At 62.9% G+C, this 13,524-nt stretch carries 6 protein-coding genes, 1 tRNA gene and 1 pseudogene; 4 read left to right on the plus strand and 4 right to left on the minus strand.

The genetic code is table 11. The features are described from left to right. Positions 1-98: 98 nt before the first annotated feature. Both VNH11_28885 and VNH11_28890 read right to left on the minus strand, forming a co-directional pair. Positions 99-965: a hypothetical protein gene (locus tag VNH11_28885; GenBank protein HVA50403.1), complete on the minus strand. Its 867-nt coding sequence runs from the start codon at positions 963-965 to the stop codon at positions 99-101. A gap of 20 nt (positions 966-985) precedes the next feature. Next, positions 986-3,472: an Hsp70 family protein gene (locus tag VNH11_28890; GenBank protein HVA50404.1), complete on the minus strand. Its 2,487-nt coding sequence runs from the start codon at positions 3,470-3,472 to the stop codon at positions 986-988. A gap of 243 nt (positions 3,473-3,715) precedes the next feature. Here VNH11_28890 and VNH11_28895 point away from each other — a divergent pair, with 243 nt between their 5' ends. The 3 genes from VNH11_28895 to VNH11_28905 all read left to right on the plus strand — a co-directional run bounded on the left by VNH11_28895 (position 3,716) and on the right by VNH11_28905 (position 10,128). After that, positions 3,716-6,340 (plus strand): FHA domain-containing protein, encoded by a 2,625-nt coding sequence (locus VNH11_28895; protein ID HVA50405.1) that lies wholly within the window; start codon positions 3,716-3,718, stop codon positions 6,338-6,340. A gap of 851 nt (positions 6,341-7,191) precedes the next feature. Further along, complete coding sequence (locus tag VNH11_28900; GenBank protein ID HVA50406.1) at positions 7,192-8,778, plus strand: sigma-70 family RNA polymerase sigma factor; 1,587 nt, start codon at positions 7,192-7,194, stop codon at positions 8,776-8,778. Between the two features lie 228 nt (positions 8,779-9,006). Continuing rightward, a complete protein-coding gene (locus tag VNH11_28905; GenBank protein HVA50407.1) occupies positions 9,007-10,128 on the plus strand; it encodes a protein-L-isoaspartate(D-aspartate) O-methyltransferase in 1,122 nt (373 codons plus the stop codon). A 134-nt stretch (positions 10,129-10,262) separates the two neighbouring features. Here the strand turns inward: VNH11_28905 and VNH11_28910 are convergent, their stop codons facing one another. Beyond that, positions 10,263-12,647, minus strand: a complete 2,385-nt coding sequence (locus tag VNH11_28910) for a DEAD/DEAH box helicase (protein HVA50408.1) — start codon at positions 12,645-12,647, stop codon at positions 10,263-10,265. Positions 12,648-12,952: 305 nt separating this feature from the next. On the opposite strand from VNH11_28910, the gene VNH11_28915 reads away from it, so the two are divergent. Further along, positions 12,953-13,038, plus strand: a tRNA-Leu gene (locus VNH11_28915). A 330-nt stretch (positions 13,039-13,368) separates the two neighbouring features. Here VNH11_28915 and VNH11_28920 read toward each other — a convergent pair. Continuing rightward, positions 13,369-13,524, minus strand: a pseudogene (locus tag VNH11_28920) (transposase).

The raw sequence follows: 13,524 nt of genomic DNA on the forward strand, positions 1-13,524 counted from the left end.
ACCTAATGCCGCGCATGCGAATCATCTTAGACGATGTTCGCTGTCAAGCCAACTGGAAGCGGCAATAGTAACGTGTAAAATGCGAGGTCTCGCCGAGATCAGGGTCGCGCGACGTCGGCGAGCTGGGGGATTGAGTGGAGCGGTCGCCAATCGTTGGCGTGCCAGCTTCCGTGTCGCGCGAGGCTGTCGAGCGTCACTTCTTGCGCTTGGTACAGCGCTTTCACGTGGTGCTTTCGTAACGACGCTGAATACATTCCGCGCACCCGGACGTACCACTCATCGTTGGCCGGTGGAGCAGGCGGTCGAAGTCGGGCCAGTGGATAACCATTGGTCGCCTGCGGCGACCTAGCAGGTTGCGACGCTCCCGGCGGCCGAACCGTCGGCGGATTTCGCACAAGCGACGAAGTTGGGACCACCGCGGTCGGAGCGAGGGGCGGCGGCGATGGTTCGACCAACTCGGCCTCAATCGGCACGTCGGCCACTGGCGTCGATGGGAACCGGGGGGTGGCCGCTCTCTCCGTCGTCGCTGCCGGTGGCTGTGAGGCAGGCGGCCCGACCGCCGCGGGCGCGGGTGCGAAGAAGTCGCCGATGCGCATCCACGGCCCGTTCGACGCACATATCAGGTCGTCGTCAGCGACGCGCCCCGCGAGGCGAAGCTGCTCGACTTCGTGGCGGTGCAAGGAGCTGACAATGCGGCCCCCACGAATCACCCGCAGCTCGCCTCTCTTGTGCCGGCTGACCGGTGTGGCAGGATCCGCCGCGGGCGGATGCTGATCGTTCGTCGTCCGCGCCGGGGCAGCAAGGAATTCGGCGATCGACATCCAGTCGGCGTTGCGCACCGAGACATGATCGGCCAACGTAATGCGGCCTGAGGCGAGCAAACGCTCCAACCCCGCGCGATCGGTCGGCCCAAACGCTACGCCGTCTTTCAACAGCCGCAAATCGCCCTGCTTCTTGCTCGCCATCCGCCTACTCCCCTACTCCCCTACTCCCCATTCCGCATCGCTTCGGCCGTCAGAGATTCGCCCCACAGCATGAGATCATCTTCCGACAAACTGTTATCGCGGACAAATTCGGCTTTCACTTTCGCCTCATGCCCGACAAGCGTGGCCGACACCTGCAGGCGGCCGTTCTCTTGATAGCTGTAACGCACCTCGACGGGCCAGCCCGCGGGCAAGTTGGGCGGCAGGCCGCGGATCACACACGTGCCCACCTCCATGCAGGCGTCGGGGATTTCGCTTTCGCCCTCGACCACCGCCACCTTCACGGTCGTCTGACCGGCCTTGAACGTCTGGAACCGCTGGGCGGCCGAGTGCGGCAGCGGCGTGTTCTTGGCGATGATCACGCGGTTCACGCGCTCGCCGCTCTGCGCGTCGATGCCCACGATGCCCAAGCTGTGCGAGTTGATGTTCGTCACCGCGAATTGCGCGTGGCCGCCGCCGCACCCCTGCTGTTGGAGCATAACGTCCGCATACAGCGCCGCGCCGTGGGCCACCGCTTCGTCGACCGAAACCGAGTAATCGACGGCGCGGCCCGCCAGCTTCTCCAGCATGCGGCGAATCATCGGCATTCGCGTCGCCCCGCCCACGACCAGCACCCGATCGATGTCCGGCCAGGTCAACCCCGCCTGCATTACCACAATGTCGGCGGTAGTGCCGGTGCGCAGTACCAGCGGCGCAGTCGCCTCTTCGAACTCTTGCCGCGTGATCTCCACTTTCAACCGCCGGCCGGCGTGGTTGACGAACATGGTCGCCTTCAGCCGTTCCGAAAGGGTTCTTTTGGCTGATTCCGCGGCCAGCCACATGTCTTCGAGAGTCTCCGGGCATTGCCGCGGGTCTTCGCCCAGCTCTTTCTGCAACCGTTCCGCGGCGATCTCGACCAGTTTTTCGTCCCAATCTTTGCCGCCCAGCCGCACGTCGCCGTCGGTCGCCAGCGCCTTGAACGACTGGTCCCGCATCTCCACCACGGTCACGTCGAACGTTCCGCCGCCCAGGTCGTACACCAGCGCGCGCAGGGGCTTGTCTCCCTTGACCCTGCCCGATCGGTCGAGAAAGCCCTCCTGATAACCGTAAGCAATGGCCGCGGCGGTCGGCTCGTTGAGAATGTCGAGCACTTCCAGTCCGGCCAAACGGCCGGCGTCCATGGTGGCGCGACGCCGCGTTTCGTCGAAATACGCGGGCACCGTGATGACCGCCTTATCAACCGCGCCGAGTTTGCGTTGGGCGTCGGCCTTCAGCCGCCGCAAGATATAGCTGGAAATGACCTCGGGCGGCAGCGGCTCGCCGTTGATCTTTTTGTGGTAATGCTTGCTCCCCATATCACGCTTGACGCAGTCAGCGACCTTCTCGGGTTCGATCGCCGCGGCCAACACGGCCTGTTTTCCGACGACCGTGCCGCCGTCGTCAAAGAGCACCACGCTGGGCGTGAGCAAGTCGCCATCGGCGTTCGGAATGCTCGTTGGGCGGCCCTGTGGATCGAGGCAAGCAATTACCGAGTAGGTCGTGCCTAGATCGATTCCGACTGCGCGCGCAGGCTGAGCGGCGACAGGCGACCGCGGTAAGGGATACGGCTCGCGCTCCGCGCGCGGCAAATGTGCCGGCTCGCGCACAGCCTTCGAAAAGGCATCAGCGAAGGAAACGCAGCTTGGGAAGCGGTCGTTCGGATGCTTCGACAGGGCGCGTTTCACCGCAGTGGAGACTGCCGCTGGAATCGTGGGCACGAGTGCGTGCAGAACGTCGGGCTCCTGCGTCACCTGGGCTACGTAGATTCCATTTGCCGTCGAACCTTCAATTGGGTGACGGTCCGCTAGGCACTGAAAGACGGTGACGGCCAGAGCGTATTGGTCGGTCTTGCCGTCGATCGGCTTGCCCATAATGAGTTCGGGTGCCATGTACTCTGGCGTCCCCAGCACCATGCCCGCCCTCGTGAAGCCTTGCTTCGAATCCGCTTGGTCTGTCGCGAGAACCTTAGCGATACCAAAATCGCTCAAATATGCGTTTCCAGGCTCATCGAAGAGGATGTTCCCTGGCTTCACGTCTCGGTGGACGTAGCCCCGCGTGCCAACAAAGTCCAGCGCGCCGGCGATATGGGGAAGCCATTCGAGCACGCCGGCAAGCTTTCCTTGAATGGGCTTTTCGCGGTCCGTTCGAAGTCGGTCATCAAGGCTGCCGCCGGACAGGAACTGCATCACCGCGAAGGGAAGGCCGTCGTGTTCGTCCACGTCCGTTATCTTGACGATATGCGGGTGCGACAGGCGCACGAGCGATCGAATTTCGCGCGAAAAACGCTGAGCGAATTCGTCGTCCGCCATCAAAGTACGGCGCGGAACTTTGATGACCACGTCGGCCTGTAGCTTGCCGTCGTGCGCACGGAAGACGAACCCCATGCCGCCTTCGCCGAGCTTGGCGGTTACGCGGTAACGGCCACCGGACAAGTCGATGCCCGTCCAATCGAGGTTGACGTCTAGGCTCACGTTTGCTGCTCCTAACGCGTCTTGGTCCGAGCGGCGAGTGTTGGGGACGCTGCCAGGCTTGCACGAGATCGAGCATAGCCGGGCCGAAGCCGGTACGCAAGCATGGCGGCCAGATGAAGCCTGCTGATTGTAGGGCGGCGCGAACTCTCTTACGATAGTCAGAGGCCAAAGGCTGCGCCCTCAAAGAACGTCTCTCGGGGCCCAGGCCCAACCCGATTGACCGTTCAACAGCGAGAAAGAGCGATGGCGGCACGGAACCGATGGACGTTCGGGCGTGATCCGAACTGCGATATTGTCATCGAACACGCGGCGGTGTCATCCCGGCATTGCCAGTTGACCCGCCTCCCTGATGGGTTCGTGCTGGAAGATCTCGGGTCGAGCAAGGGCACCTTCGTCAACGGCCAAAGGATCTCGGCAGTGGTCAAGGTCGGGCCGCACGATCAAATCACCCTCGGACACGATTGTCGGTTGCCGTGGCCAGGACCAACGGCCGCCCCGGGGCGGGTCATCCCAATCGGCCGCGCAGACGACAACGACGTTGTTCTCGACTATCCGATGGTTTCCCTTCACCACGCGCAGTTGATCGTGAACGGCTCACAACTGACGCTGGAAGATCTGCGGTCGAGCCACGGAACCGCAATTGGAAGTCCCGAACGAAAAATCACCAGGGCGCCGCTGTCCCCTAACGACGTCGTCTATTTCGGCTCGCTACGTGTGCCGGCGCAGCGTCTCCTGGCGGGTCGGCTCGTCTTGGGCCAAAAACCCAGCCTTCAGGTGAAGGTTCCCGTGTCGGCGATCATCTTCGGTCGCGATCCATCGTGCGATCAGGTGCTGGATGACCCTCTCGTCTCGCGCCGGCACGCTCGCTTGATCCGCAGTGAGCAGGGCTATTTGATCGAAGATTTGGGCTCGACGAACGGCACCTTCCTCAACGGCCGGCGGTTGGCGGAAAAAGCGCCAGTGCAGCCGGGTGACCGAATTGGGCTGGGAGATTGCGTGTTTCAATTGACTGACGACGGCAGGCTCGAGAGGCGAGATTATCGCGGCAACGTCACACTCGAGGCGCGTGATATCGGCGTTTCCGTCCCCCGCCGACGTTTGCTCGAAGGGGTCTCATTAACCATCTTCCCTTCAGAATTCGTGGGTTTGATGGGACCCAGCGGAGCTGGAAAAACAACTCTCATGACCGCCCTGAACGGCTACACGCCGCCCAGCACCGGTCACGTCATGGTCAATGGCAGCGATCTGTATTCGAATTACGATCAATTCAGCGGCTCGATCGGCTACGTGCCTCAAGACGACATCATCCACCGAGAGCTGACTGTCTACCAGGCACTCTACTTCACGGCGAAGCTTAGGCTGCCCGCCGATTATTCGCGGCAAGACATTCAATCCCGGATCGCAACGGTGCTCGACGAGCTCGGCATCACGGGGACCGAGCACGTGCCAATTGGTTCGCCGGAAACAAAAAAGGGCATAAGCGGGGGCCAGCGCAAGCGCGTCAATTTGGCGATGGAGCTTCTCACCGACCCCTCCCTGCTGTTCCTCGATGAACCGACTTCCGGACTGTCGTCGGGCGACACGCTGGTAGTGATGCGGATGCTGCGCAAGCTGGCTGACCGTGGGAAGACGATCTTGCTGACGATCCATCAGCCGAGCCTCGAGGTTTTCCGGTTGATGGACAACCTTGTCTTTGTGGCGCGCGACAAAGAACAGGACGGCCCTGGCACGGTCGTTTACTATGGCCCGGCGTACCCGGATGCCGTCGAGTTCTTCAATCCAAATGGTGTGCCGAACCTGCGGCCAGGCGCGGATGCGCCGCCTGAGGCGGTGGAAGAAGGCTATAAGAAGGGCTGCCAAGAGCACGGCCACGCGGATTGGGTCCGGCGCTATGGCGGCTCGGTCCACCACCGCGACTACGTGGCATCCCGCGCCGGCCGGCAGCCGAGCATCGGCCAGTTGGCCTCGTCGTACAAGAAGCGCCCGGGCTTCGATCTGCGGCAGTGGCTGACCTTAACCGCCCGCGCGGCGACGATCAAAGCCAAAGACCACCGCAACACGGCGGTTTTGCTGGTGCAGGCCCCGATCATTGCACTGCTCATCAACGCTGTATTTAGCGCCCAGGTCGCGGAAGCCCAGGCAAATCCGGTTCAAGCGTCAAACTCGCTGTCAGTAACGGTCTTTCTGCTTGTGCTTTCCGCTTTATGGTTCGGCTGCTCCAACTCGGTCCGCGACATCGTCGGCGAAGCCGCGATCTATCGGCGCGAACGGATGGTCGGTTTATCGATCGGTTCCTACGTGGCCTCGAAGTTTACTGTGCTGGGAGGCCTTTGCGTTCTGCAATGCCTCGTTCTGCAAGCCCTGGTCGCACGGGGGTGCGACCTAAAAGCGGGATTCCCAGGCATGTTCGCGGTGCTGTTGGTTGTCGCGCTCGTCGGGGTGGCGATTGGCCTGGCGGTGTCGGCATTTGCGAAGACTTCGGAGTTTGCCATTGCCATGCTCCCAATCGTTCTGCTGCCGATGGTGATTCTTGGCGGGATCATGCTACCGGTACATAGGATTCAGGCCGGCGTTCGCCCGATGGCCCAGCTCATGCCGTCGCGTTGGGGGTTCGAGGGCCTCCTCCTCTTGGAGAATAAAAGACGATCGCCGTTTAGCGCGCCCGCCGAGAGAAAAAAAGACGAGAAACGTTCGTCGGCTCCGGTCATGGAGAGACGCGACTGGGCCGAATACTATTTTCCGGCAAATCAACACCGGTCCGGCGTCATCGCAGCGTTCGTGGCGCTCCTCGCCATGTTGACGGTGCTTATAACGGCAATTTGTTTGATTCTGCGATCGCGCGATATACGTGCGCGACGAACGCGGTGACATCTCGTAATGGTGGCCTGGGAAGCGATTCGCGAAGAGGTCGAAGCACGACTGGAGTCGTTGCGTGACGCGATCGCCCAACAAGAGGCGATTCTGTAACAAATCGTCAAGCCGGAAGATGCGGCGTTGGCCGTCGCCTTGACGGATTTGCAAGCTCGCCGCGACCAGCTTAAGGACGAGCGTATCCAATCCTTGGGCGAGGTCAGCCAAGCGCAAATCAACACGAACGAGGTCGCTTTGAAAAGCGCTCCAGCGGCGGACGACGCCGCAGCCGATTCGTGCGAGAATCGCCTCCACAACCACCGTTTCAGGTGGAAAGGCTTGCGATCCACCGTGCCGGCGGCTTCGACGCGCGTGCGATCGAGTCGCCCCCCCTTGCCAAAGTACACGGTGACATGGCACAACATAGGATACAGCATCGCCGGCCAGTGGCGGTAAGTGGGGATGGGGGCGACGGTTGCGCGCCGCAAGGGGTGCCGGCAGGGTGCTGCCTTCCGAGGCAAGTGCGATCTGAGTGCCGCACATTGCCATCGTGTTGTGCATTTGCAACATGCCCGTTAGCGCATGCTGCCGACAAGCAACGTCGAACGCGCCGCAGGGAGCTGCCGCGCGAGCGCTGACTTTTGCGAATGCTCGTGGCCGCAAACGACTTACGGCCATCTCTCGCCGAATGGATCCCGATTGTGGCACCGCGCGTGCTTTTGGTTCCAGCGACACGCATTTCGGCTGGCAACCACATCCAGGCCAGCCATTTTCAGCAACCGCAAAAAGGAAACTCGCCCTTGGCCAAAACCCCCAAGCACGCTGGTCACACTCGCAAAATCTCGACGGACCCGGCCCACAAACAGAACATGAAACCGCGGTCGAAACCCGTCGCCGGACGCCCGAACGCCTTTGATTTCGACGACGAACCGCTGGCCCGCTTGAGCGACGAGCACGAACCGCTCATCGACGACGAAGCCGACGAGACAGCCGAAGCCGCGGATGCCGACGAGGCCGACGAAGAAGAACTCGGCTTCGGCGACCAGGAACTGGAAGGCAGCATGGGCGGAGACCGCATCGACGATCCGGTGCGGATCTACCTGATGCAGATGGGCGAGATTCCGCTGTTGACGCGCGAGCAAGAGATTGCCGCCGCCAAGGAAATCGACCAGGCGCGACGCCGTTATCGCATCACGCTGTTGGCCAGCGACTTTTTGTTGCAAGGCGCGGTGGCCCTGCTGAAAAAGGTCCGCGACGGCGAGCTGCGGCTCGATCGCACGGTCGATGTCTCCGTGACCGACGCCCAAGAGAAGAAGCGGATCATGGCCCGGCTTCATCCGAATTTGAAAACGCTCGACCACCTGCTCAAGCAGAACGAGCTTGACTTCCGCACCGTGATGAGCCGCGGCGCCAAGATGCCCGACCGCCGCGCGGCCTGGCGGCGGCTGGTCTTGCGACGCCACAAGGCCGTGCGGCTCGTCGAAGAGCTCGATTTGCGAACGCAACGCTTGCAGCCGTTGATGGAGAAACTGGCCGAAATCTCCCGGCGCATGGACGACCTGCTCGACCAGATCAACGTCCTGCGGGTCAAACACGCTGGGCCGGAGCAAGTGGCCTCGCTACGGAAAGAGCTGCGTTATCTGCTGCGAATTACGCTGGAAAGCCCGTCGACTTTGCGTGCCCGGACCGCCAACACGGCGGCCTGCCTGACGCGCTACGATGCGGCCAAGCGCGTGCTGTCGGCGGGCAACTTGCGTCTGGTGGTCTCCATCGCCAAGCGCTATCGCAACCGGGGCCTGAGCTTCCTCGATTTGATTCAGGAAGGGAACACCGGGCTGATGCGGGCGGTCGACAAGTTCGAGCACGGCCGCGGCTTCAAGTTCTCGACCTACGCGACTTGGTGGATTCGCCAGGCCATTACGCGGGCCATCGCCGACCAGAGCCGCACCATCCGTTTGCCGGTCCACATGATCGAAACGATGGGCCGGGTGAGGGAGGTCACGCGCCGCTGGTTGCAAGAATACGGCCGCGAACCGACGGTCGACGAAACGGCGGCCGAAACCGGGCTGACTCTGGAAGAGGCCCGCTGCGTGTTGAAGATGACGCGGCATCCGCTCTCGCTGGACCAGCCGGTGGGCGACCACGACGACAGCTTCTTCGGCGAGTTCGTGGAAGACCATCGCCACGAGGACCCGCTGCACGACATGACGCAAAACATGCTCAAAGAGCGGCTGGCCGACGCCCTGGGCGAGCTGAATTATCGCGAGCGCGAAATCCTCCGATTGCGTTACGGACTGGCCGACGGGTATTCTTACACATTGGAGGAGGTCGGAAAGATCTTCTCGGTGACGCGGGAGCGCGTGCGGCAGATCGAGGCCAAGGCCGTCCGCAAGTTGCAGCATCCCGTGCGTTGCCGCCGCCTGGTCGGCTTCCTCGATCAGGTCGGCTCGGCGTGAGGCACGGAGGTAGACGGTAGACAGTAGACGGTAGACAGGGAGAGGGATATGAAGAGCGAGCATGTCGGCCAGACTCCAAGTTTGCAATTCGCAATTGGCAATTGGCAATTTGCAATTTCCTCCCCCCGTCTGCGGTCTGCCGTCTACCGTCTACTTGTCGTCGCATTCATCATCGCCATCGCATCAAGCGCCCGCGCCGCCGACCGCTTCGCGGCTATTCGCGACCGAATGGTCGACGACGTTGTCATCGGCCAGGGGGTGACCGACTCGCGCGTGATCGCGGTCATGCGCAAGGTGCCGCGGCACGAGTTCATGCCCGAAAAGCAGCGCGACAAGGCCTATCGCGACGAGGCCTTGCCGATCGGCGAAGGGCAGACGATCTCGCCGCCGTTTGTGGTGGCCTCGATGACCGAGCATCTCGATCCACAGCCCGACGACAAGGTGCTGGAGATCGGCACGGGCAGCGGTTATCAGGCGGCCGTGCTGAGCGGTCTGGTGAAAGACGTCTACACGATCGAGATTCAAAAGCCGTTGGGGGTCCGCGCCGAAGCCACGTTGCGGCGGATCGGCTATCAGAACGTCCATTGCCGCATCGGCGACGGCTACCAGGGATGGCCCGAAGCCGCGCCCTTCGACAAGATCATCGTCACCTGTTCGCCCGAAAAAATCCCCCAGCCGCTCATCGACCAGTTGGCCGACGGCGGCCGCATGATGATTCCGGTCGGCCAGCGGTTTCAGCAGGTGCTCTATCTGTATAAGAAGAGCGGCGGCAAGCTGGAAAAAGAGGCGGTCGAGGCGACGATGTTTGTGCCGATGACGGGCACGGCCGAGAATTTGCGCGAGGTGGAATATGATTCGGCGCACCCGGAGATGATCAACGGGAGCTTCGAGAAATCGACGGTGATCGAGGGCGTGCCCGACGGCTGGTACTACGCGCGGCAGTGCAAGCTGGAAGCCGTCGACCGAGCGCCCGACGGGCGGCAGATACTCACCTGCCGCAACATCGAGCCGGGCAAGTTTTCGCAGATTCTGCAGGCGTTTGGCGTCGATGGCCGAAAGGTTCGGCAGTTGGAAGTGGGGCTGTGGGTCCAAGGCTTCGACATTCGTCCGCCCCTGACGGAGCCCGACCGCCGGCCGCGGCTGATCGTGAATTATTACGACCAGAACAAGGCGTTCATCAAAGAGGAGTCGCTGGGTCCGTGGACGGGCACCTTCGGCTGGATCGCGGTCCGCGATGTGGTTCCCGTTCCGCGTGAGGCCCGCGTGGTCGTGCTCTATCTGGGCATGCTGGGCGCGACGGGCGAGGTTTCTTTCGACAACGTCAGCGTCAAAGCGGTGGCTGCGAAGTGACCGCCGCGCAAAACAAAAGCGACACGCGCGCGTCGCTTTTGTTTGGGCTGGCCGCTTCAGCGAACGCTGTTTCGATCCAGGTCCCTCCTCGACGAGTCAGCCGCACGGCTGGAAGACCTGGCCAATCAATGGCTTCAATGATCTTGCAGTCCGGTTTCTGCCGACGCCTCCGCCGCGTGCGACTCGCCTTCGATAAGATCGGCGGCGTGGGCATGCTGGATCGCTTCTTCGGTGCTGGATGGGTCGACCACGCGGCAACTCGCCGCCAGCCGCTCGGACAGCTCGCGCAATTCCGCCTGCCAGGCGGCCGGCTCGACCTCCGGCGGACAAACGGCGGCAAATTCCTCGCACAGCAAGATCAGCCGCAGCAGATGCCGGAAGATCAGCCCTTCCTGCTTGGTCAGATCGCGCGACTTGACGAAGTTGTTGAAGTTGCCGCCGAAGAAGAACAGCTCGCCCGCCGCCCACACCGCTTGTGTCTCGACGTCGCGCACTTCGGGGTGCAAGGCGTCGAACAACAGCCGCAGCTTTTCGGCGAAAACAGGCGGCCGCTCGAAAGGCCCGTCGCGGTCGAAGCGGTCTTCCTCTTCTTCGCCTTCCGGCACGGGGGCCGCCATCAGGCCACGGGCGATCAGCTCGTCGTCGAGCCGCGTGGTCGCCAACGGGCCGGGCGGCAGGTCGCGCGGCACGCGCACGTATTTCAGCACCGGTCCCGGCAAGCCCAGCACGCTCTCCAACGCTTGCAGCCGCTCCGTGCGGTCGGCGATGCCAAGCTGCTCGATCAGAAAGGCGCCGTACAGCGGATTGACGCTGCGAAACGACAGCAGCCGCGGCAATGTGTCCGTCGCATGCGCCAAACGCGGCGAATAACGCGGCGGAGTCGGCGCGTCGCTCCCGCTCCCGCCGTGAGAGGCGTGGGGCGATGACTGCGGCAAACCAAACAGTCCCTTGGTCGGCGCCGCCGCGACCTTCGGTTGCTGCGGTTCCTCATTTTTCTCAGGCGGCTCGGGCTCCAGCCTCACATAGCCGCCGGAGCAGAGCGTAAGCAGCATGCGGTCAAGCGCCTGTTCGCCGGCACGAATCCGCGGCTCGTCCATCAGCCGCTTGCGAATCAGCTTGCGGATGAGATCGACGTCGGGCGAGATGCTGAGCAAATATGCCAAGAGCCGCCAGGGAAGCTGTCCCTTGCTGTAAAGCTTGCCCGGCGGCGCCAGCTTCAGCTTGTCGAACTGCTGCTCGTTCCAATAGGCCTGGTTTTCGCGCCGCGTCGGCCGCTTCTTCTTGAGGGCTTTTTTGGCCTTCATCAGGCCGGGGTCTTTGGTGTCTTCCGGAATGGCGTCGTACTTTTGCTTCCAGCGCAGAATCTTCACGTCGTCTTCGTGGGCCAGGGCGAACACGTAGCCGCGGTCGTCGAATTGCGGGCGGCCGGCACGCCCGAAAATCTGGTGGGCCGTGCTCGCCTCCAGCAGCTTCTGCTCGCCCGGCTTGCCTTTGACCAGCGACGTCAGCACCACGCTTCGCGCGGGCAGATTGATGCCGGCCGCCAGCGTCTCGGTGCAGACGCACACGGCCAGCAGCTTGCGCTGAAAGAGGTGTTCGACGATGCGGCGATACTTGGGCAGCAGGCCGGCATGATGGACGCCCACGCCGCGCATCAAAAGCTGCTTGAGCTTCGTGCCCGCCCCCTGCGATAAGTCGAGCTTGTTGACTTCGTCCAGAAGCCGCGAGCGGACCGGCTCGCCGAGCAAGTGGCAACCTTTGAGCTGCTCGGCCACGCTCCAGCATTCGTCGCGGTTGAAGCAGAACACGAGTGCGGGCGTCTGCCGGGTGGCGTCGTCGCCCGCGGCGATGCGGGTGGCAAACTCGTTCAGCAGCTCGTCGGGCACCCACTGATACGTCAGCGGCACGCGCCGCTCGGTGCTTTGCACCAGCTCGACTTTGCGGCCGTGGCAACGGTCGAGCCAATTGACGAACTCCTGTGCGTTGCCGACGGTGGCCGAGAGCAGCAGCAGCTTGACGTGCGGCGGCAGCATGCCCAACGACAATTCCCAGACGGCGCCGCGTTCGACGTCGGCGAAACTGTGAAACTCATCCATCACCACGGCGCTGACCGGCGTAAAGTCGAACGCCGCCTGGTGCAGCAGCCGGTTGAGCAGAATCTCGGCCACGACCACCAGCACGCGGGCCTTGGGGTTGACGCGGCGGTTGCCGGTCACGAGTCCCACGTCGTCGGGCGAGAAGCCCCAGCGGACGGCGGCCGCCTGCATCTCGGAGAATTTTTGTTCGGTAAGCGCGATGAGCGGGGTGGTGTAATAAGCGAGCGTGCCGTTGTGCAGGGCCTCGAACAGAGCGGCTTCGGCGATCAGCGTTTTGCCCGTGCCGGTCGGCGCGCAGACCAGCACTCCCTGCTCGGCCGTGAACCAGGCCAGCAGCGCCTCTTCCTGCACCGCGTAGGGCGGATAAGGGAGCTGTTTGAGATACGCTTCGGCCAGTTCGTCGCGGGAGAGCGTGGTGGGCATCCGCCCAGTGTAGAGCCTGCCGGTCGCGACGCCAATGCTCGGACTTTCGCGTAAGATTGTCCAGCGGCTCCAATTCCGATCTATCCGGCCGGCACCTCGGGACCGCCGGAGGCCGACCGCCCGATGGAAGAACGTTTTGGCGGTTGGCGACGACCAAGGTCGTCGTCTCGGTGGAACGAGGCGAGGGAAAAGTCTTTACGGGCGCGGGTCCGATTGGTTGGTCCCGGCGTTGCGGAAGCTCCGCGCGTGACGATTTCAGGCACTGGACGAGCACGCTTTTATAGCGTAGAACCCGTGAAAACGCGGGCCGAATGGCGGAATTGGCAGACGCACAGGACTTAAAATCCTGTGGTGGGCAACCACCGTGCGGGTTCGATCCCCGCTTCGGCCAATGCGTTACGGCAACTCCACCCAATCGGCCGGGGGGACTCACAACGAGTAGCCAACGCGCCGCCCCCCTCATCCCGAATGGCCGAAGTTCAGATTTCGGCGACTGGTCTCGCCACAACTGCAGGAGTTGCCCCAACGTGGGCCGAGCCACGCTCTCGCGCGGGAATAACCGCCCGCTACGGCAGACGGGACAGGCGTGAGCTTCAGGCCCGAAAGGAAAATCGCCTGCGCTGGCCGGCTCCGCGGCGGGCGGTGCGGCGGGCGGTGCGGCCTGTTCCTGCTGTTGTTGCAGCAGCCGGCGGCACACGTCGAGCTTTCTCTGGCGATGGCAGTTCGCCAAAAAGCCGTAGTGCCGGATGCGCTGAAAACCGGAGGGCAAGACGTGCAGCAGGAAACGACGCAGGAACTCCACCGCCAGCAGCGTCATCGTGCGCCAGCCCCCGCCGTGCGCGTAATCTTTCCATCGAAAGCTGACGTGGCGGTCGTC

It is taken from the genome of Pirellulales bacterium (assembly GCA_035533075.1).
GTDB lineage: Bacteria > Planctomycetota > Planctomycetia > Pirellulales > JAICIG01 > DASSFG01.